A 20,125-nucleotide genomic window follows, 5' to 3' on the forward strand; every position below is an offset into this window, starting at 1 on the left:
GGCAGAAGGAGATGTGGTTCCAGTCGGTCGCGGGATGCCGGAACCCGAGCTGCTCGTTGGCGGCGGCGGTGATCCGAACGCCCATCCGGGCGATGTCGCGCGCCTGATCGGGCGTCAGCTCGAGCCCGAGCGCGGCGGCGTCGACGAGCACGAAGCTGTCACCGCCGTAGGCCGTATCGACGGTGAGCGTGCCGATCCCTTCGACCTCCAGCCTGGCGTCGAGCTTGTCAGCGAAGGAGGCGACGTTGCGCACGCGGATGCGCTCGGCCTTGCCGTTCCGACACTCGGCTTCAACCTCGACGAGCCCGCCGGGCGGCTCCAGCACCATGCGCGTGATCGGCTCCTCCATCGGGATGATCCCGGTGTCGAGAAGCACGGTCGCCACGCAGATCGAGTTGGAGCCCGACATCGGCGGCGTGTCGGCCGGCTCCATGATGATCCAGCCCATCTGGGCCCGCGGGTCCTTTGGCGGCACCAGGAGGTTCACGTGCCGGAAGACGCCGCCGCGCGGTTCGTTGAGGACGAAGTTGCGAAGCGTCTCGTCGCGCGCGATGAAGCGAGACTGCTCCCAGACCGTCGCCCCCGGCGGCGGGGCGACGCCCCCGACGATCACGTCGCCGACCTCACCCTCGGCGTGGCACGTCACGACATGAATGACTTTGGAGGTGCGCATCGGTTCGTCCTCGGATGGGGCCGTCGGGCCGTCCGACGGGCGGTCGTCCCTGAAGGCAATCGAGCGGCGGCAGGAATGCCGGGGGCACATTGGGGCCAGCCTCTGCGGTCCGGCGGCGCTCCGCCCGCGCGCCCGGCTGCGTCAGTGCGTCGCCGACAGGAACCGGCGCGTCTCATCCTGCTGCGGGGCGTCGAAGAGCTGGGCGGGCGGCGCGATCTCGGCCATGACGCCCTGATGGAAGAAGGCAACGCGATCGGAGACCTCGCGCGCGAACTTCATCTCGTGCGTGACGCAGATCATCGTCATGCCTTCCGAGGCGAGCATGCGGAGCGTGTCGAGAACCTCGCCGACCAGCATCGGATCGAGCGCCGAGGTCACCTCGTCGAACAGCATGTATTCCGGGCTCATGGCGAGCGCGCGGGCGATCGCCATGCGCTGCTGCTGGCCGCCCGACAGGCGGCTCGGATAGACGTTCAGCTTGTCGCCGAGACCGACATGGGTCAACTGCCTGACCGCCATTTCCTCGGCCTCGGCCTTGGTCTGGCCGAGCACCTTGCGCGGCGCCAGCATCACGTTCTCGATCACGGTCAGATGCGGGAAGGCGTTCCACTGTTGGAACACGATCCCGATCTTGCGACGCAGCTTGTCGAGGTTCGTGCCCTTGGCGTGGACTTCGGTGCCGTCGACGACGATCCGACCCGCATTGATCGGCTCGAGGCCGTTGATGCAGGTGAGGAGCGTCGACTTGCCCGAGCCCGAGCCGCCGATGATGGTGAGAACCTCGCCCTTGGCTACCGTGAGGTCGATCCCCTTGAGGACCTCGAGCGGGCCGAAGGACTTTCGAACTTGTCTGATCTCAATCATGGGGGGACCAACGTTTTTCGAGGTGGCCGCCAAGCCGGGCGATGGGGAAGCTGATGAGGAAGTAGATCGCGCCGCAGATGATCAGGATGAACAGCGGCTCCTGAAGCCGCGTCACGAGGATCTGCGAGGCGCGCAGAAGCTCGATCAGACCGAGCCAGAGAACCAGCGCCGAATCCTTCATCACGCCGAGCGTCAGGCCGATCCAGGACGGAAGCGCGATGCGGGTCGCGAGCGGTGCCACGATTTCGCGCATGTCCTGGCCCCAGGTCATGCCGAGCGAGCGCGCCGCGCGGCGGGTGGTCGTCGGCACGGCCTCCATCGAGCCGCGCACGATCTCGGTGCAGTAGGCCGCCGTGTAGAGCGAGAGCACGACACAGGACGTCGTGAACGGCGCCCAGCCGAGCTTTAGGATCGCCTGCAGCGAATTGCCGAGGACGAGCTGGATCAGCAGCGGGACCGAGCGGAAGACGTCGAGCACGAAGGTGAGCGGCGCCGACCAGTAGGGCCCGAACTGGAAGCGCAGGACGCCGAAGAGGATGCCCATCACGGTGCCGGCGGCGACGGCGACGGCCGTGACCGCGAGCGTCATGCCTGCGCCCTTCAGGAGGAAGACGAGGTCGGCTCCAGTCATTGCGGTATCGAACATCGAGCGCGCCCCTCAGTAACGGAACAGGCGCGAGGCCAGGAGCCGGGCGGCGAGCGTCACGACCTTGGCGATCACGTAGTAGATGACGGCCGCGATCGAGAAGAACTCGAAGGTGCGGAAGGAGCGGGCGTTGAGCTCCTGCGTGACGCCGGCGAGATCGGTGTTCATGCCGACGGTGACGCCGAGCGAGGTCATGAGGATCGCCCACACCATCTGGTTGGTCGCCGGCAGGAAGGCGATGCGCAGCATCTGCGGCAAGACGATCAGCCGGAAGGCCTGGAGCGAGGTCATGCCGAGCGACCGGCCGGCGCGGATCTGCGTATCGGGAATGCCCTTCAATGCGCCGCGGAAGTTCTCGGCGAGATAGCCCGCGTTGTTGAAGGCGATGCCGGCGAGAAGCGAGGTGAAGGGGCTGAGGTGGATGCCGAAGGCTCCAAGGCCGAAATGGGCCATGTAGATCTGGAAGAGGGCCGGCGTGTTGCGCGCGATCTCGACCCAGGACGTCGCGAAGGCGCGCAGGATGCGGCTTTCGGAGCGGCGGAAGAGCGTCAGCGCGACGGCCACCGCGACGCCGATCGCCATCGACAGGAGCGCGATCTCCAGCGTGACCAGCGCCCCGTCGAGCATGCGCGGAAGGGCCTGGAAGGCCTGGTTCCATCGGAAGGTGTAGCCGAACATCCGAGCCCGTTCGTCGGTTGGGTGAGGGCGGCGCGCGACCGCCGGAGGGGCCGCGCGCCGTCGTGTGACGACGAGATTAGCGGTAGACGCCCGGCGCCGTAAGGTTCGGCGCTTCGCCGCCGACCCACTTCTCGAACAGCTCCTTGTAGCGGCCGCTGCGAACCTGGTGGTTCACGAAGAGGTTGAGGTAGTTGATCAGCCCGTACTCCTCGCGGTTGGTGAACAGCGAGACGTAGTCGATGTCGAACGGCGTCGGGCCGACGACCTTGATGCCCGGGAAGTTGCCGGTCTTCACGTTGGCCTGCGCGACCGTCGAGGTCGAGACCGTCGCGTCGATCTGGCCCTGGCTCAGCGCGAGGAAGACGTCGGCCTGGGTCTGGTAGGGCCGGAACTCGCCCGAGCCCCACTCCTTGACCTGGTTCTCGAGGGCGATCGCCTCGTAGGTGCCGGCGGTGGCGCCGACCGTCTTGCCCTTCATCGTGTCGTAAGACGTCACGCCCGACTTCTCGTTGGCGGTGACGACGATCTCGAAGGCGAAGTAGGGGACCGAGAAGCCGACGGTCTTGGCGCGCTCCAGCGTATCGGACGTCGAGGCGACGCCGACGTCGACGCGGCCCGACATCAGGGCCGGAATGCGCTCGGGGAAGGGGGTCTCGACGATCTCGGCGGTGACGCCGAGCGCCTTGGCGAGGTCGTTGCAGTAGTCGACGTCGAAGCCTTCCGGATTGTTGGAGGCGTCGCGCGAGCCCATCGGCGGGAAGTCGAGCACGACCGCGCAGCGCAGCGTACCGGACGCGATGATGTCGTCGAGTTTGTCCGCATAGGCCGGCAGAGCGAGGCTGGCGGCCAGGACGGTACCCGCGAGGAGAGCGGCGATTTTCATGATCGACATTCCAAAGTGAGGGACGGGGAAACAATTGCGATCGGCTTGTGGACCGGGATCGTATACGCCCCTCGAAGGCAGTCAAGCGCGTGCATACAAAAAAAATGCAGATTGCGGCAATGCAATAATTCTGGGCAACCGACGCGCGAAAATGCTGCGTTGCGATGCCTCAACCCTCAGCGGCGGCTGGCAATCGGGTTCTTGCATTAGGTCGGAAAAAGGTGCCACTGCCATCCATCTAGAGTGTCGGCTGAATGCAACCTGCGATCGACCCATCTACCGCTTGCATCGCTTCTTCGTCGACGGCTTTCCGATTCTGAGCAGGGTGCGCCTCGATCGCATGGAAGATCGATCCGGCTGGTCAAAAGCCGGACACGAACAGCGACGGATGAAGGCGACGACGGATAGCAAGAGAGTTGAGAATCGGGTTGCGACCCGCCGCCCATCCGTCGATTGCGCGAACACGAAGCCGATGCGGTGGAGGCGTTCATAATCACATTCGCCGTGCGTCGCGAGCGCCACGAGATCCGCGGTACGGAAAACCGAGCTTTTGCCCTCGTTGAAAGAGCGTTCGGGGACGCACGGGCATGTCAGCCTGGGTCAGCGTGCGCTCGCTGCGGCGCGAGTAGACATCCGGGAACGTTGCTGCCGTGACGTGGCCCAGGTAGGCGGGACGCCAAGAGGACAGCCCAGCGTGCGGCCGTGCGCATCGGCGACGACCTGACGCCTGCCGTTCGTGCCGCTTTTGATTCGGGAACCATTCCTCCGGGCCCCCGGTCTGACCGGCAGGCTCGCGGCCGGCCGGAACGATTGTAGGGAGCGTCCGTCGAAGGGAAACGAGTCTCGACCCGAGCCACGGCTTCCCGGGGCTTCGAGCCCCGAGCCAGTTCAGTACCCGTGGGCCCGCATACGGTCGACGTACCAGGTGGCGAAGCTGTCGAGCTGTCCTTCCGTGAAGCGGGAGTAGGGACTTGGCTCGAAGGCCGGATCGCTGACGCCTGCGTGCGAGCGTGCCACGAGGTCGGCATCCTACTCGGTCGTCGCGATCCAGACGCTCGTCAGCTTCTCGAGATCGTAGTCGAAGCCCTCGACGGCATCCTTGTGGACCAGCCACTTCGTTCGCACCAGCGTGCGTACGGCCGAGAGCGGGATGACGAGGGCGACGATCGCGTGGTCGCCCATAAAGTGGTTCCAGGCGTTGTGGCCCCAGAGGTGTGTGTCGCCGAGATTCTTGCGGGTCATCGAACCGAGAAGCTTCTCGCAGGCGGCGGTGGCGTCGGGTGTCTGCGACTCGCCGGCTCCGGCGATGATCAGGCGCTAGGTGCGGAAGTTGGTGGCGCAGTTCGAAATCTGCTCGACCGTAGCGGACGGGAAGCCGTCGGCTTCCCAGGTCTTCGTGCGGGCCTCGTAGAGGGCGAAGTGCTGTTCCGCTGGCGCGCGGTCCTCGGGCGTGAGGCTTTGCGGATCGAAGCCGAAGTCGAGGTCGATAAACGAGACGCAGAGCTCGGGATGGTTGGCCGAGCAGTGGTAGCACTCGCGGTTGTTCTCGATGGTCAGCTTCCAGTTGCCGTCCTCGATGACGTCCTTCTCGAAGGCGATCTTCGCATCCTTGAGGCCGTAGGGCGCGAGGCGTTCGCTCATCACCGCCTCCAGGCGATCGACGTCGGCCGGCGGATCGTCGGAGAGGCAGGCGAAGACGAGGCCGCCGATCGACTTGAAGGCCACCGGCTTGATGCTCCGGCACTCCTTCCGGAAGTCCTGACCCATGTGCGGCGCGTCGATGAGCTCGCCGGTCAGTTCGTAGGTCCACTGGTGGTAGGGGCAGACGAGCTTGGACACGATCGACGGGCCGGGGTCGAGGAGGCGTGCGCCCCGGTGCCGGCAGACGTTGTGCAGGACGCGGATCTGGCCATCGTCGTCGCGCCGGAGGATGAGGCTGGTGCTGCCGATGTCGATCACGGTCGCATCGCCGGGCTCGGGGACGTCGCACTCCACGCCGATCTGGATCCAGTGGCTGCGGAAGAACACGTCGAGATCGGCGGCGAAGACGTCGTCGCGCGTGTAGAGGCCGGCCGGTAGGCCGTGGCCGTCGGCGCGGGCATCGAGAAGAGACGAGATCGACGATGGGAGGCGGTTCAGCATGACGTCACCTCATGGTGGAAGCGCTCCAATCTTCGCCCGATCGCCTGGCCGCTCAACCGCATAAATAGTTGCCGTTCGCATGACCGGATGTAATGTGAAGCCTCCACGGCGATCGGAGGCGCTGAATTGCATTTCCGCAAGAGCATGCCGTCCCTGACGACCCTCGTTGCGCTGTAGGCCGTCGTGCGCCACCGCAGCGTCACCGTGGCGGCGGGCGAACTCGGCGTCACGCAGGCGGCGGTGAGCCGGCAGATCGCTCTTCTCGAAGCCGAGTTCGGATTTCCGCTGTTCCCCCGCGGCCATCGGTCGATCGAGCCGACCGCCTGTCAAACGGCGTTGGAAAGGGACCCCGGATCGGCGCGCAAAAGGGGGTCTGACGCAATCTCGATGACGATCAAGGCACTCCGATGAGCCGCGCCTCGAGCAGATCAAGATTGGCACGGCCGTATATCTGGCGCTTGACGAGCTTCAGGCGATTGACGTGGCCCTCGGTCTGGCCGTTCGACCAAGGCTGATCAACAGCAGCGCGGACGGCGGCAAGATCTTTGGTGATGCCGCGGGCAAAGGAAGCGATGAGACTGGAGCCGGCGTCCTGGAGCCAGGGGTCGAGATCGGCTTCGGTTTGCGCTGGACGATGGACTGGAAGCGGTCGACCAGGGTCTGCGCTTCCGCCAAGGCTGGGGCGCCTTGCTCGATCGCGGCGACGATGAGGGTCTCGGCCTTCGTCAGGTGATCGCGCTTCAGCGTCATCATACGGGCAATGGTGCGGGCCGATGGCGGCTTGCGGACTTGGGCGGTCGTCATGCGTTCCGATCTGGGTCGTCGCGTCGCCCATTCCGAGACGACACGGGTTGATCCGGCGAAGCCAAGCGCACGCAGGCGACGCCAGAGTTCGGCCCCGTTACGACAGCCTGCCTCCCACTGCGCGTCGAGAAACGGCAAATGCGGGTCGAGCGAGCCCTGTCGCGTACGGAACATATCCGTGCGCTGGCCTTGCACGATCAGGCGGACCAGCCTGCAGCTGCGGCCCGTTCGACGGACGATCTCCTTGATTGAGGTGCCGTTGGCTGCCAGCTCGGCGACAATGGCGTTCGTCTCTTCGCGCCGAAGGTAGCCTTCGTACTGGAGACGTTCGGCACAGGTGAGCAGCTTGGGATCCACGGCCGTCGCGCCGAGGGCAGCCCGGATCGGCTTCATCGACTTCGATACCGCCTCGAGAAAGCTGCTGCTGGCGTTCTCCATCGAGTGCCAGCGGTCGGCAACCTGGATCGCATCAGGCAATGCCCGTGCAGCCGCTTCTCCGTAGCCGCCGCCTCGGTCGTGGGAGACGACACGAATGCCGGGATGGGCAGCGAGCCACGCGGCGACGGTCCCGATCTCGCGGTCGGGCAGCAGCTTCACGATTCGGCGCCGTTCCAGATCGCAGATCATTGTGCCGTAGCGATGGTTGCGGCGGAACGCCCAGTCATCGACGCCGACCACGGTCAAGGGATCAGTCCGACAACCCGCCCGGCGCCGAACGACGCGCAGCAGCGTGTCGTTGCTGACCGGCAGCATCAGCCGTTCGGCGAAGACGGCACCCGGCCTACCGCCGAGAGCAAGGCCGAGGTGATGGACGATCCCCTCCATGCGATCGGTACGACGGGCCCGTTCGGACACGCTCGCTCCGAAGCGCTCGGCGAAGATCCGTCGCCGCCAACCTCGCTCGTCACATCGGAAGCGCCTCGTCGCCAACCGAAGCTGGACCGCATGTCCGCCCAGGGGCAGGTCGGCGACACGCCGGTGGTAGCGGCTATGAACCCGATGCGAGAGACGATCGCAGGACGGGCACGCTGCGGATGACGCTCGCGCCGAGGCGGTGACGATCAGGACGCCGTCCACGAACTCCTGATGATCGACGGCGAATCCGGCTGGAATGACGGCTGAGAGCGAAAGGCGGCACGACATGGCAGCGATCCCCATCGGAAATCGCCGATCCCAACGCCAAACTGCACCGAAGATGAGTCAGACCCCCTTTTGGACGCCGATCACCTCAGAAACAGGGGCCTTATTCCACGCCGATTCACATCGGACCGTTCGAAGCGATCGATGAGCCCGGACCGAGTATGCCTAGTCGATGACGTCCGCTGCTCGTTCAGCCCAAAACGAAGCGGGCGGGAACCGTCGTGGTCCTGACGCGTCGCTATAACTCGCTCACATGCGACGAAAACGTCATTCGAAACAATATCTTGCAAATCCGAAATTCATGGCTGCGCATGGGTTAGACGCACGAAGTTCGCTCAGAATCTCGCCCGGAACGACATGCAGCGGCAACAAAAAACCCCCGACCATAAGGGCGGGGGCGGGAGAAGACGTGATAGGGCAGCTACGTCAGGGAATATCTGACCGCCTGTACAGCGTCGCGTCGAGAACGGAGCGCTCGACGACAGGCTCGACGCCGGCCGCGGCAAGTTCCTTCTTCACGCGGAGGGAGTGGACGCCTCGGCTCGCCGCCAGTCCATGAAGAAGGACATACTCCCTCCGGAAACGTGCGAGCTCGTCCCGCGTGACGACCCTCTGCGGGGCGTTCGTCACAGGGTTTGGAACGGTACTAGCTGCCATCAGACCGAGATCGATCAGATTGGCGACGACCTTCGTCGACGTCACCAACTCGCGCTCGACCTCGCGCAGGGTCATGCCGCCGTGATCCGGCCGGACGACATGCGGCCTGATCTCGTCGACGTCGACGAGGACCGACAGGAAGCCGCGCTCGTCGTCGCCAGCCGCGACCCGTTCGAGCCTGCCGTCCAGCAGCAGGCGCAGGATCCGGATCGAGTCGCAGCAAGCGATGCGGGCCGCCTTCGGAATGGTGGCCATCCGGGTGTCGGGGACGATGCCGCGGTCTGCACGCTCCCGAAGCGAAGCGGAGAAGGCGTCGAGATCAGTGCGTCGGAAGGCGTGACTTCCCAGCGCGTCTCCTCCGCCCCTGATCATCGGACGAATGTAGCCAGCTGCCACCAGTTCGCGGTCCAGGGGACGCGGGATCCCGAGGTAGGCGGCGGCCTGCTTCAGCGACATCGTCCCAGCGATGGTCGAGACGAACTCCTCGGCAACCTGCGCGTCGATCATCACCCTGTCGTCGGAGAGACCGGCATCCGCTTCGATCAGTCCCCTTTCCCGCAGCAGCTTGCGGAGACGCTTCGGATGCAGTCCGGACTCGAGCGAGACCGAATGGATCGAATGGAAGCGGCGCGTCGGGAACGCGCGGCCGAACATCTCGTCGTCGGGGCCGACGGGCAGCGTCTCAGCAGCATGCGTCACCATCAGCGAACGCATCGGTTCGTATGCCGGGTCGTCGCTCTCGTGCGCCAACCATTCGTACAATCGGCCGTACATCGCCTTCGGACCCCAGGTCGTACGTCCTCGCACGAACTTCTGCTGCAGGCGTTCCAGCAGGTCCCGCAGTCCCGTCTCGCCGCGGTCGAGGATCGCGAAGCCCGCGGCCTCGCTCTCCCAATAAGCGTCGGCGTCGAGCGATGTCAGGGCGACACCCGGACCGTGAACGTCGACCGCCCCGACGACCCCGGTCAGGCGGAGTGCCGCATGGAGGGGAAGGGCGTCGAGCCATGGGGAGGACGATCGGCCTGCCAGCCGCCCGCGCACGTAGGTCTCGAAGGGTGACGGACCACGACGCGTCGTCGATGCGATCAGCTTGTCGAGGTGGGGCAGTGCGCCGGCGAGGGCTCGCGACGTGTCGTGCGAACGGGCCGGCAGGGAATCGACGCCGAGGTCGACGAGCGCGAGTTCGTGCGCAGGGCACGTGCGGACGGCGAGGACGATCCATTCGCTTCGCCGCCAGGGCCGGGCGGACAAGCGGACCTCGTGTCGGGTCACGTCTTCCGCAAGGCATGCCGGGCAGACGCGCACGCGATCGCGTGCGAGGTTTCGGCGGACCAGCGTCTCGTCCTTGTGGACGTACCGGTGCGGGACGGTCGTCCTGACGAACGCCTCCGCCTTAAGGCGTGCTGCATCCGCTCCTGCAAGGTCCGCCAGACGGTCGACAGCAAGAGCGTCGCCATCAACGATGCGCTGATAGTCCAGCGCGAAGTCGCCGCAGAAGTCGCGAAGATCGTCGCGGCAGCAACGGTGGGCCAGTCTGGAGGCGAAGTCGGACGGCATCTCGCTTTCGCCCTGCCGCAGTTCGAATGCCAGCCTCATCGATGCACCCCTCTAGTACGGCGGCCCTTCAGCTTGCGGCCGCCGAGGACGCTCCCTTCGTCGTCGACGACCTCTTCGTAGAGCGACGTCTCGACGGAAATCGAGGCCCAGTTCCGGGACAGGAAGACATTCATGTCGTCATCGAGCTCGCCAGTGCGGAGCGAGTAGACGTCCGCGAAATGGACTGCGGAGAGGGCGCTCTCTCCGGCCGTCAGGCATTCACCGATCGCGTCCTGGATGTACTCGACCAGAATCCCGAACTGGCGCATCGCCGCGTGCAGCAGCCTGTTCGCAAATTCGTCCGTCATGACCGTCGTGCAGTTGACGGACGGACAGGCCTCGCCGATCCGGCGCGCCGTGTCGCGGATCGTCTCCACATGATCGGGAAAGCGCAACGGCTCGAAGCGCAGCACGCGCACCCGGCGCTTCATGCTCTTGTCGTCCTGGCAGAACCGGGCCAACTCGGGCAGTCCCGACAAGATCAGCCAGACGAGCCAGTCCTCCTCCTGAAGCATCCGCTTCAAGGTGTTCTCGACTTCCCGAAACGCGACCTGGTTCACGATCTCGTCGCCGTGCTGGGCCTCGTCGATGTGCAGGATCCTGACGCCACGCTCCTTCAGCAGTTCGCGGACGACCGGCCAGACCTTGCTGTGCTGAATGTCGCGGCGTCCCTCGTAGCCGGAGCGGCGGACGATCGCGTTGCCCAGAGCCCCGAGCGTGAACGGCGACGGAGCGACAACCGAGTCGACCGGGCTCCATGCACCCTCGATACCGTAACCGGCGAACTCCGGCCGGTTCCTGAGCGCATGGTCGATCGCCGCCGACTTGCCGGCGCCCGCCTCGCCGGTCACGACCAGAACACGCCCGCCCCGGATCATTCCCCGGGGCGTCGCCGCTCCGTTGCGGCATTCGAGTTCCAGGAGCATCGAATCCAACAGCCAGTCGAGCTGATCGTTCAGGTCGGCGTCGTAAGCCGTGGGGAGGTGGACCGACAGGACGTCTCCCATGATCTGAGCGACCGAACGGCGCTTCTCGTTCTGGTTGCTCCGGATGCGATCGAGGAACGCCTCGGACTTCCTGGACGGGGTGAGGGGATCGGTTTTGCTCATGATCAGTCCTCCTTCAAAAAATCGGCACCGTGCCGACCGCGACGACGCCTGACGGGTGCGTGCGTCACGCCATCCTCCTCGACGTCCCCGTGCTCCCCAGCATCGTCGGAAGCGGAAGGATCGTCCTTCGCAGCGGCCGCCTCCGCTGCATCGTCCTCGTCGTCCAGCCCTTCGAACGTTCGACCGCGCCGGTCCGAAACGACGATGTCGAAGTGCTTGAATTGCTCCTTCTCGATCTGCAGGATCTCATCTCGCGACGTCGTCGACGGGCCGATGCCTGCAGCCCTGGCCGAAGCCTTGCCGGCGATGCGGAGATCCCGGAGTGCGGCGAGAACGATCGGCTCGCGCAGCTTGGCCGTCGAAGCGTGGCGGCGCCGCAGATCGGCGGCTGCCCCGAGCCATTCCTCGACGCAGACGCCCGTCATGTCGGTTTCGCAGGGGACGGTGAACCACCGCGAGCCCGGCTTGTTCCTGCAGACCGAGATGGCGCCGAGGTCCGAGAGATCGACGCGAATCCTGACATCCTCCTGTCCGACATCCATGCGGAGCCTGCCGAGTTCCTTCGAGCGGTAGCGCAACCCGAGGAAGCGGATGCCGCGGTTCTGGATGCGGCGGGTGTCTGCGAAACCGAAGACCGCACGCAGGACCTTCGCGGCCGGCGGGGGGATCAGGCCGTAGCGTGCCGTCTTCTCCTCCCATGCATCGTTCGGTGTCTGACCGCCCAGACCGGCGTGCGGGCTGTTCAGGTAGACGTCGACCAGGTACCGCACGAGAGACTTGCCGAGCACCTCCACGACGACGTTCGCCGCTGCTCCGGGGTCGTAGTCGCCCTTCTCCCCGACACCCGAGAAGGTGCGCCCCTGAAAGAACTGCGCGAACTGCACGTCCAGGGTCGCGAAGAAGCGCTCGACCCACGGGCGGGCATCCGGATGCCTGGCCGGGCCGATCACGTTCACGGCGCCGATGTCGCGGATCGCCCAGCGGACGTTCGCTTCGATGTTCTCCGGTCCGGAGTCGAACGGTACGCTTTCCGGCGTGCATGCATGGTGCCACGTCGATCGGCAGCCGGCCGCTGCGGCGATATCGCTCTTGTCGCGACATACCATCTCGAGCGTCCGCAGGACCGTGTCCGAGTCCGCGTTGACCGAGAGGCGTACGCCGAGAGGCACCTTCGTCGCCTCGCAGACCGCGACGCAGGCGTTCAGTCGGAGCGCCGCGAGTCTGCCGATCAGCTCCTTCGGCAACCCGGCCCAGGCCTGCTGCGGCAGTTTCGTCATCATGAGCTGGAAGCGCCATGAGTCGATGGCGACCCGTTCGCCGGCAGCCATCGCGGCCTCTCGACGGCCGGCGATCTTGAAACGGCGCCGGGCCTGCTGGATGCCGTATCGGGCCGCGCAGACCTCGAACGGGTCGAGTCTGCGGACGGCGCGTTCGAAGGTCGATCGTGAAGGGATCGGCAGCGGCGGGAGGCCTTCCGTCCCGCGCCGTGCGTTGACCACCGCGAAGGTCTCGAGGTCCTCGACGGCAAGCGCCGACCGGCCCTGAGAGTCCCGCCTGGCATTGACGTCTTCCACGTCGACGGCCCCCAGCATCAGCTTGTAGAGCATCGCCATCGTCGGCCGGGTCCGGTCGAGATAGGCGCGCACCCAACCTCCCATGACGGCGAGCGACAGGGGTTCGGTGATTTTGGGAGCCCGATCGCCGCAACGCCCCTTGCGATGGTCGCGAAGCGACAACTCGTCCCAGTCGTGCTCGATCAGGACGGCGATCCAGCTCCGCAAGGTGGACGGCGAGGGGGCGTTGAAGCTCCTGTGGACCTGTCGGGCGGCCGTGCGGCGGACCTTCGCCTGCACAGGCGGCGACTTGCATCGGCCGCGACCCTTGACGCCCCTGCCACGTTCGGGGAATTCCCGCTCCTCCTCGTAGATGCCGAAAACGATCTCCGCCATGACCTTCGGGATCGCCCGCAGGAGCGCCTTGTCCGTCTTCGACGTGAGCCCGGCTTCGTACATCTCCTGGATGCGTCGGCAGAGCCTCGCATAGAAGACCAGTGCTTCCCGCTCCTCGTCGGGCAGATCGCGCCCCGTTTCGATGTCGGGGTTGCGGGCGGCGGTCCGGCGACGGGCGTCTCCCTCCCGGTCCATGCGCGGGTCCACCTTGTCGTCCCCGACCAGGATGCCGAACTCGTTCTGGGTGAAGAACTGCGTCAGCCCCGGTCGGCCGACGGGCTCCACCTCGAGGAAGTGCTGATCGTGGCCGACATGCTTGTAGAGGATCTCGTCGGGATCGCTGACGGCGAAGACGTGACCTGCCGGGAAGCCGTAGGTGGTCCGGGCGGAGCGATGGACGGCGGTTCCGTTGAAGACGGACATGGAAGCCTTTCAGATCTGGAAATTGACTGAAGGGAGGTCAGGCGGCGCGCCTGACGAACGCATCGATCGAGATGCGTGCGTCGCCCCGCGCCGACAGGACGCCGGAGCCAAGGGCGCGCACCGCGGCGTTGAAGGCGGCCGACCCGCCGCCGATCGCGTCGACGAGATCGACAAGCCGGCACCATCCGGCGAGGAACGGCAACGCTTCCGCGATGGCGGCATCGGCCGCCGGATCCGCGAGGCGGCGGGCGCGCAGGACGAGTCTCGCGTCGGCGACGTCGTCCGGATGGATGTGATCTTCGGTGCGCACGAGATACCGGTCGGCGAACCGTGTTCCCACCTGCTCGCGAATCCGCCGCTGGATATCGAGAATGCGGCTGCGTCCGATCTTCGAACGGGGCTTCACGTCGATCGCGACGCGTTCGCCGCTTCGAGTGACGAGAAGCGCGTCGAAGGTGTGCTCGGCGCGTCTGCCGTCGTCGTCGATGAAGGCGACGGCCGGCGGCTGCTCGTGCAGCTCCACGACCTCGGGAGATGCGAGAGCGATGTGGATGAAACCCTGCTCCAGATCGCTTTCGAACAGATGCTCGCGGTTCGTCGCCGCGTCGACGATCGAGCCGCGGTAGGAGGCGGTCGACCGCAGGGCGATCGCACGGCTGGCGCGACTGGGCTCGGGCGGGAGCCACGACTCGTCTTCCGCGTGCCTGCTGGACACGTCGTGGGACGAGACCTTCTGCGATGCCGCGTCATGCGACATGGAAATGGAATGCTTCGGGACATTCGGCTTGTTGCGCATGACGCGGGAGTTTCTCCACGCGAGTGCCGCGACAGACCGACTTTCACTTGACCACGCGGGTGCGTTGGGCAAAGGTCGGGTTGCAGCGCGACGAGTCGCGATGTGGTTGAAATCCGCCCGCGCGTCGCTTTGTGGAAACGGAGCGCGTGGACGGTACTGAAAGCGACGCGTCGATCCCGGCCAGGATCGGCGCGTTTTTTCGTTTCCTAGGTGATCGTCATATCCGCCTCCGCCTCATCGCCGGCCGCACTGATTCTGCGTCCAGAAACGCAGGAATCGACCGGCGATCAACCCGGTGACATTCGACGGGAGAGGCGCTAGCATTTCAAATGCTGACAGCTAAGTGCCTGTTTCGGTTGATAAATCGCCGAAATCAGATCGATCACGATTCGTTACAACCGTTAATATTCCGTTACTTTGGTGACTTCAGTAGGGTGTCGACGCCCGAATCGGGTCGGTCAAGACGAATCGTCGGTCGCGGCCGATTCGGGTGCCCGACCGGATCGGAGAACATTCGGTCTGCAGGTATGGTCCTGTGTTCCGGGTAAGGCGCTGCCGCAATCACGGACCTGCGGTCCCGGGGGCGCACGATCGCTGCGCCATCATGGGCAGGGACGCGTTGCGAAATCCCTTCGGGTGACGGCTCCGAGGAACGTGCGCCGTTCACGTCACCCCGATCGAGGGGGCGGTCCGCGTCGTCGGAGGCGAAAATCCGACCATCGGGGCAATCTAGCGGAAACGTTCGCCTGACGGGATCCGGCGGACGACCGGCGCACCGCCGGTGCGATAGATCTCGCGGCGGCAGAAGGACTCCTCGTCCGGGGCGCGGTCCCTTGGAACGATCTTGTACCAGGACTTCGCACGTCCTGGCCCGCCGGCATCCCAACGATATCCGGCATTCTTCAGCATGCCCCGGGCGGAGTAGGGAGCGCCTTCGGCCCGGATCTCGAACATCTCAGTCACGGCGGCGGCGAGAAGCTGCGCGAAGGCGCCTTCCGGACCGTCCCATGCGGGCGCCGCGAGGACTTCGAGAACCGCGTGGCAATCCGTCAGGGCCCTGTGCGCGCCATGAAAGCGTCCGGCCGAGGCCAGAAGATTTCCGAGCTTGGCGACGGGCTCGCCGAGGCCCTTCCAGTCGATGTCCGTTGCTGAACAGACCCACGTCTTGGTCGCGAAGATCGGATCGAGCTTCTCGCAGAAGCCGCGGTCGAAGGCCGAGTTGTGGGCGACGACGATGTCCGCTGGGCGGACGAGGGCGGCAAGGGCGGCTCGGTCGATGTTGCGTCCGGCCAGCTCCGGATCCGTCAGGCCGGTCAGGCGCGAGATTTCACGCGATAACGGTCTCGTCGGCTGTTCGAGACCCGAGTACTCGCCCACCACGTCGCGGATGCCGTCGGCCGCGTAGGTGAAGGCCACCGCGCCGACCTCGATCACCTCGGCGCAATCCTTATCGAGCCCGGTCGTCTCGACGTCGACGACGATCCCAAGTCGCAGTCCGGCGTGGTCCGCGTCCGTCATCCTAGCCCGGACGGGCCTGTGTTCGAGTTGGCGCAGGATGCGGAAGCGTCCGGTGGACTCGAGACGACGAGCCGCAGCCTCGTCTGAGGAGCCGGCCGGATCCGTATCCGTCGCCGCTTCGTCGAGGCGTTCGAAGAGGGTCTGCATCGGCATGAAACGAGATCCTTCAGGTTGTTTGAGAATTCTGGTTCGGTGTCGGTTCGTCGGAGGTCGGTCGGGGCGGCGGTTCTGGCTGCAGCGGCGGTCGGTAAGGTTTGGGGAATTGTCCCGTTCGAGGCGTAAGGTTCGCCGTTGCATCCTGCCGAGCGAGCGTGAACCACGGGCATCCCGCCACCGGGACGCTGTTCGGCGAACCGCCGTCCGCCTCACCCGTTCGTCGGCGAACCGGGCTTCCGCGTCAGATGATCGAGAACGAGCTTCGCAGTGGGGTCGCCTTCTGCGGCAAGCTGCCGCAACTTCACGGTGAGCCACCGTCTGCGCGGGCCGCGGATACCGTGCCTTTGGCAGCGGATCGCCGCGCCGATGATGGTCGCCGATCCGATGTCGGTAGTGGTGGGTGACACGACGTTGGTTCGGGGACGGCGCAGTACGACGGCGCCTGTGAAGCGAATGACGGCCACGTTCTCACTCCGCGTGCCGAATGGGCCGCGTCGCTGCCGTCATTCGGATTCCTGTCGGGCTGCGTGACGGGTCGACCCAATCTTCGGCCGACCCGCTGACCTTCCGGACGCAGTCCGTCAATCCGAGGAGCAGGACTGCGGCGGAAGCGGCGACGTGCACGGACGGATCTCGAACGGCGGGATCTCTGCGAGCAGCGGGGCGATCTCCGCTTCGACGAGGTGGCCTGCATCGAGCAACCGTGTCGCCAGGCGCTCGATCGCGAAGCGTTCGCGGCGGACGAGACGCTCCGCCTCCGCTTCGGCATGGCGCAGGACCCGATGGACGGCGATCATCGATCCGGGCGGGCTGCCGAGCGCGGACAGGCCGTCGGTCGGATCGCCGTGCCAGAGCGGGCCGACGTGACCGAGGCCCCAACTCAGTTCGTACGCCATCGCGATGCCGGTCGCCTTCGCGAGATCCGATGCCTTGGTCCCGCCGGCGCCAGCGGACGGAGAGCCGAGGAAGACCATCTCGCCGGCCCGACCCGCGAGAACGCTGACGATGTCCCTGATCGCACGGTCTGCCGTTACGATCTGCGTGCGCGGTGTCAACTGGATCGAGCCTCCGGCATCGCTGAGCGTCAACGATCCAATCGTACCGACACCGAGAGCTGCAGCCGCGCAGGCATGCGCGGCTTCGTGGATCGCGCAGCGATGGAGATCCTCCTCAGAAAGGTCGCTGCGGCTGCTCCGGACTGCTTCAAGCAGATCCTCCACGAGCAGCTTGCGTCCGGCGCGCCTCGCGGTACCGCGTGCTCTTCGGCACCACGACGCAGCGTCCGCTCCGCTTCCTCCGGTCCCCGCCCGTGCGACGGGCATCAGATCGGCGCCATTAAGGTCCGATCCCAGGCATGTCCTCAGGATGCCCACCATTTCGACAGGATCGGGCAGGTCGATCCAGACTACGCGGTCTATCCGTCCGGGACGAACGATGGCCGGATCGATCATCCGGACGTGGTTCGTCGCGCCCAGGACGACGACGCCCTCGCGATCGCCGACGCCGTCGAGCTGCTCCAAGAGGCCGTTCACGACCTGGATGGAATAGTCACGGTGGCGGTGTTCGAACGTCGACCTGTCGCCGAGCGAATCCAGTTCGTCGATGAAGAGGACGCACGGCGCGGCCGCCCGCGCATCCGAGAAGGAGCGACGCATCGACTTCAGGAGATCGCCGAGGTGGCCGGCGGCCTGCCACTGCGCGAGGGAGGCGGAGACGAGCGGCAGGCCGGCCGAATGTGCGAAGACCCTCGCGAAGAACGACTTGCCGACGCCCGGCGGGCCGGCGAGGAGCATGCCGCGGTCGATGTCCCGCCAGCCGAGTCGTCCGTCGCGGTATGCCTGAAGATCGGCGATCAGATCGAGCCCGATCCCCTTCGCCTCACCGTAGCCGGACAGGTCTTCGAGCCGAGGCAGTCCCGCCGAAGTCGCTAGCCTCTTCTCAACGATCCACCGGAGCCGTTCAAGAGAGCCGGCCCCGCCGCGACGACGCGAGACGGACGACCTGAGATCGTCCAGCGCAATGCTGCCGATCCACGGACCGTTCGGAACCTCGATCACCGATCCCGTGACGGCCTCGATCACGAGACTGACGGCTTGTCCGGTCCACCGACCGAACTCGAGGACATGATCGGCCGTGGTACGGATGCGCTTCGGAACGCCTTGCTGCGGGTCCGTCGAGACGGCGCAGATCGGGACTCCGAGGGACATCGCACGAACGGCCCAGTCATCGAGCTCGTCGCGTTTCCTTACGGCGTCGCACGGCATGACGACGGCAGCCCGTCGGTCTGCGCGTAGGCCGGCCAGCTTGTACATCGTCGACCCGTCCTCCACGAGCGGGGTCGTCCGGCCGAAGACGCATACCGAAAGCACGCTCTTCACCGAGGCCAGAAGGTCTTCGTCGGGCAGACGGACGACGACGACGGGCGCGGCCGTACGGAGCGCACGCAGCACGCCGGGCTCGGCTTCGAATGCTGCGGCCAGAAGAACAGCCGTCGTCGCGACGTCTACTGACAGGCCGATCTCTTCCGTCACGGGCGCATCGGACGCGTCGACCATCGTACCGAACTCCGGCAGGTCGTCGAGATCGGGCACGGGATCGCCGCCCGTCATGACCGAGTGGATCCGCGCCGTGTCGGCGAGCAGCAGATCGACGAAGCGTCGCCCGAGCGTCGGGGACTGTGCAGGATCGGGCGTGGGCTCGTCTCGATTGGGTGCTTTCAAGGCGTGCATGGGAACTCCTCGTGGGAAGAATGGCGCGGCGAAGCATCCCGACGGGTGATACCGGGCGGGATGCGGCGGCTCGGTCGCCGAGCGCGGGATGCGATCGGCGAGCGGGTTTCCATGTCTGGGGAGGTTCGGGTCCGCCGAACGTCTCGGCCCGGCGGACGTAGCCGACGGAGCTAGAGACGGCGCAGGACGATCGTCCGATCGTCGGCGTTCTGGAAGTCGGCGACGAACTTGCCCCGATCCAGAAGATAGAGGAGCTCGACGATCGCCGTGGGGCCGTGCCAGTCCAGCACGGCCGCGGCATCCTCGATCGCGATCGTATCTCCCGAGCAGGGAGCACGGTCGAGAAGGTCCTGACGGGCCTTCCGGTACCGGCGGGCCTCGGCGGCGTTAACGAGATATGCGGAAAGCGCGTGCGCGCAGTTGCCGTCGCGCTGCGGCGCGACGATATTGCCGTCAACCATTGCTGAGCTCCACAAAAGCTACGTGATGGCCAGGCCGTCGATGCAGTTGGCGCTGCTCGGCGGCCGATCAGGGACGTCAGGGAGGATATGCGAATCGCCCGACCGCCGACGATCTAATCACGATCGGTCTGAAAGCAAGTTCATCGATCGAAGCGAGTCGATCGTGGTTAACGGACTCGGTGCGGCTTCGTTATACTGCTGTCCAAATAGCCGTTTTCCACAATCGGTGCGCGTTACTGCACCACCTTGGCGTGTTTCTGCATCCTGATCAATGGGTCGGGTGCCGAACAAGAGCGAAAATCCGATGTCGCGTCCGTTGCAAGGTGAAATCATCTTGCATTAGCATCCTACATCTTTCGGTCCTCCTGCGGCTAAAGACCGATCACCGTACTTTATTCACTCGCGACCCAGCCGTCTCCAATTTCGTGAACCGCATCGGTGCCGTTCTGGCCAGCGGAGCGGGCGTGCGGCCGTCGCAGCTGAGCTTCCGGAGCAGGGGATCTGATCAGCACGCCACGCCAGTCTTCGTTGAATTTCAACTCCGATTCAGCAGCTCATCGATGGCGTGGATCGCCCGAGAAAGAGCGTCTCTCGCAGCAGACATCTCCAGGGTCAGCGACAGCTGCTCCCGACCTGCCATGGACAGGACGGTCCTCAGCACTTCGTCCGAATTTTTCATCAGCATCACGAGGTGACGTCCGTCGGGTCCACGCGTGCCTTCGATCCAGTACTTGACCGATCGCTCGCTGGCACCGGTCCAGTGCATGACGATCTTCGTGGCACCGCTTCTCGGTCCCAGCTCGGCCAGCAATGCCTTCGAAACGGCGACCGCGTAGGCAGAACAGGGTGGAACATCCGTGCCCTTTTTCGGCATCATCGTCCGTCTCCTTTTAAATTACGC

At 65.7% G+C, this 20,125-nt stretch carries 15 protein-coding genes and 3 pseudogenes; 2 read left to right on the forward strand and 16 right to left on the reverse strand.

Going from position 1 to position 20,125, the window contains the following annotated elements; genetic code table 11:
- The 6 genes and pseudogenes from QZ753_RS07510 to QZ753_RS07535 form a co-directional block, all read right to left on the reverse strand.
- Positions 1-673 (reverse strand): proline racemase family protein (locus tag QZ753_RS07510; RefSeq protein ID WP_294642424.1); only part of this gene is annotated, 673 nt, incomplete at its 3' end.
- A gap of 141 nt (positions 674-814) precedes the next feature.
- Positions 815-1,537, reverse strand: coding sequence for an amino acid ABC transporter ATP-binding protein (locus tag QZ753_RS07515; protein WP_294642426.1), 723 nt, complete (start codon positions 1,535-1,537; stop codon positions 815-817).
- A complete protein-coding gene (locus tag QZ753_RS07520; RefSeq protein WP_294642428.1) occupies positions 1,530-2,183 on the reverse strand; it encodes an amino acid ABC transporter permease in 654 nt (217 codons plus the stop codon). Before QZ753_RS07520 ends, QZ753_RS07515 begins: the two co-directional genes overlap by 8 nt.
- 12 nt (positions 2,184-2,195) lie before the next feature.
- Positions 2,196-2,861: an amino acid ABC transporter permease gene (locus tag QZ753_RS07525; protein ID WP_294642430.1), complete on the reverse strand. Its 666-nt coding sequence runs from the start codon at positions 2,859-2,861 to the stop codon at positions 2,196-2,198.
- A gap of 76 nt (positions 2,862-2,937) precedes the next feature.
- Positions 2,938-3,744: a transporter substrate-binding domain-containing protein gene (locus tag QZ753_RS07530; protein WP_294642432.1), complete on the reverse strand. Its 807-nt coding sequence runs from the start codon at positions 3,742-3,744 to the stop codon at positions 2,938-2,940.
- 888 nt (positions 3,745-4,632) lie between these two features.
- A pseudogene (locus QZ753_RS07535) lies at positions 4,633-5,886 on the reverse strand (SRPBCC family protein).
- Positions 5,887-6,069: 183 nt separating this feature from the next.
- On the opposite strand from QZ753_RS07535, the pseudogene QZ753_RS07540 reads away from it, so the two are divergent.
- Positions 6,070-6,210 (forward strand): annotated as a pseudogene (locus tag QZ753_RS07540) (LysR family transcriptional regulator); the annotation flags it as partial.
- A 70-nt stretch (positions 6,211-6,280) separates the two neighbouring features.
- Here QZ753_RS07540 and QZ753_RS07545 read toward each other — a convergent pair.
- From QZ753_RS07545 to QZ753_RS07560, 4 genes and pseudogenes are all read right to left on the reverse strand, one after another.
- Positions 6,281-7,833, reverse strand: a pseudogene (locus tag QZ753_RS07545) (ISL3 family transposase).
- Between the two features lie 423 nt (positions 7,834-8,256).
- On the reverse strand, positions 8,257-10,083 hold the full coding sequence (locus QZ753_RS07550; protein WP_294642433.1) for a TniQ family protein: 1,827 nt from the start codon (positions 10,081-10,083) through the stop codon (positions 8,257-8,259).
- A complete protein-coding gene (locus tag QZ753_RS07555) occupies positions 10,080-11,192 on the reverse strand; it encodes an ATP-binding protein (RefSeq protein WP_294642435.1) in 1,113 nt (370 codons plus the stop codon). The genes QZ753_RS07550 and QZ753_RS07555 overlap by 4 nt, the downstream gene beginning before the upstream one ends.
- 2 nt (positions 11,193-11,194) lie before the next feature.
- Positions 11,195-12,838, reverse strand: coding sequence for a Mu transposase C-terminal domain-containing protein (locus tag QZ753_RS07560; RefSeq protein WP_294642436.1), 1,644 nt, complete (start codon positions 12,836-12,838; stop codon positions 11,195-11,197).
- 72 nt (positions 12,839-12,910) lie between these two features.
- Here QZ753_RS07560 and QZ753_RS07565 point away from each other — a divergent pair, with 72 nt between their 5' ends.
- Positions 12,911-13,594 carry a hypothetical protein gene (locus QZ753_RS07565; RefSeq protein WP_294642437.1) on the forward strand — a complete coding sequence of 228 codons (684 nt, stop codon included), beginning with the start codon at positions 12,911-12,913 and terminating at the stop codon, positions 13,592-13,594.
- A gap of 7 nt (positions 13,595-13,601) precedes the next feature.
- Here the strand turns inward: QZ753_RS07565 and QZ753_RS07570 are convergent, their stop codons facing one another.
- The 6 genes from QZ753_RS07570 to QZ753_RS07595 all read right to left on the reverse strand — a co-directional run bounded on the left by QZ753_RS07570 (position 13,602) and on the right by QZ753_RS07595 (position 20,101).
- Positions 13,602-14,279 carry a hypothetical protein gene (locus QZ753_RS07570; protein ID WP_294642439.1) on the reverse strand — a complete coding sequence of 226 codons (678 nt, stop codon included), beginning with the start codon at positions 14,277-14,279 and terminating at the stop codon, positions 13,602-13,604.
- Between the two features lie 810 nt (positions 14,280-15,089).
- The gene (locus QZ753_RS07575) at positions 15,090-16,031 is read right to left on the reverse strand and encodes a 3'-5' exonuclease (protein ID WP_294642441.1); all 942 of its coding nucleotides are present in this window, start codon (positions 16,029-16,031) and stop codon (positions 15,090-15,092) included.
- Positions 16,032-16,243: 212 nt separating this feature from the next.
- Positions 16,244-16,498: a hypothetical protein gene (locus QZ753_RS07580; RefSeq protein WP_294642442.1), complete on the reverse strand. Its 255-nt coding sequence runs from the start codon at positions 16,496-16,498 to the stop codon at positions 16,244-16,246.
- A 117-nt stretch (positions 16,499-16,615) separates the two neighbouring features.
- The gene (locus QZ753_RS07585) at positions 16,616-18,763 is read right to left on the reverse strand and encodes an AAA family ATPase (RefSeq protein ID WP_294642444.1); all 2,148 of its coding nucleotides are present in this window, start codon (positions 18,761-18,763) and stop codon (positions 16,616-16,618) included.
- Positions 18,764-18,933: 170 nt separating this feature from the next.
- Complete coding sequence (locus QZ753_RS07590) at positions 18,934-19,224, reverse strand: hypothetical protein (protein ID WP_294642445.1); 291 nt, start codon at positions 19,222-19,224, stop codon at positions 18,934-18,936.
- Between the two features lie 535 nt (positions 19,225-19,759).
- Positions 19,760-20,101 carry a hypothetical protein gene (locus tag QZ753_RS07595; protein ID WP_294642447.1) on the reverse strand — a complete coding sequence of 114 codons (342 nt, stop codon included), beginning with the start codon at positions 20,099-20,101 and terminating at the stop codon, positions 19,760-19,762.
- Between the last annotated feature and the right edge of the window lie 24 nt (positions 20,102-20,125).

Origin of the sequence: uncultured Aureimonas sp. (genome assembly GCF_913775355.1) — a bacterium.
Classification (GTDB): Bacteria; Pseudomonadota; Alphaproteobacteria; order Rhizobiales; family Rhizobiaceae; genus Aureimonas.

Coding starts and splice junctions, on each gene's coding strand:
- QZ753_RS07595 (WP_294642447.1), bottom strand. CDS start 20,101: ATGATGCCGAAAAAGGGCACGGATGTTCCACCCTGTTCTGCCTACGCG.
- QZ753_RS07565 (WP_294642437.1), top strand. CDS start 12,911: ATGGTCGCGAAGCGACAACTCGTCCCAGTCGTGCTCGATCAGGACGGC.
- QZ753_RS07520 (WP_294642428.1), bottom strand. CDS start 2,183: ATGTTCGATACCGCAATGACTGGAGCCGACCTCGTCTTCCTCCTGAAG.
- QZ753_RS07575 (WP_294642441.1), bottom strand. CDS start 16,031: ATGCCGATGCAGACCCTCTTCGAACGCCTCGACGAAGCGGCGACGGAT.
- QZ753_RS07525 (WP_294642430.1), bottom strand. CDS start 2,861: ATGTTCGGCTACACCTTCCGATGGAACCAGGCCTTCCAGGCCCTTCCG.
- QZ753_RS07555 (WP_294642435.1), bottom strand. CDS start 11,192: ATGAGCAAAACCGATCCCCTCACCCCGTCCAGGAAGTCCGAGGCGTTC.
- QZ753_RS07585 (WP_294642444.1), bottom strand. CDS start 18,763: ATGCACGCCTTGAAAGCACCCAATCGAGACGAGCCCACGCCCGATCCT.
- QZ753_RS07550 (WP_294642433.1), bottom strand. CDS start 10,083: ATGAGGCTGGCATTCGAACTGCGGCAGGGCGAAAGCGAGATGCCGTCC.
- QZ753_RS07590 (WP_294642445.1), bottom strand. CDS start 19,224: ATGGTTGACGGCAATATCGTCGCGCCGCAGCGCGACGGCAACTGCGCG.
- QZ753_RS07515 (WP_294642426.1), bottom strand. CDS start 1,537: ATGATTGAGATCAGACAAGTTCGAAAGTCCTTCGGCCCGCTCGAGGTC.
- QZ753_RS07530 (WP_294642432.1), bottom strand. CDS start 3,744: ATGAAAATCGCCGCTCTCCTCGCGGGTACCGTCCTGGCCGCCAGCCTC.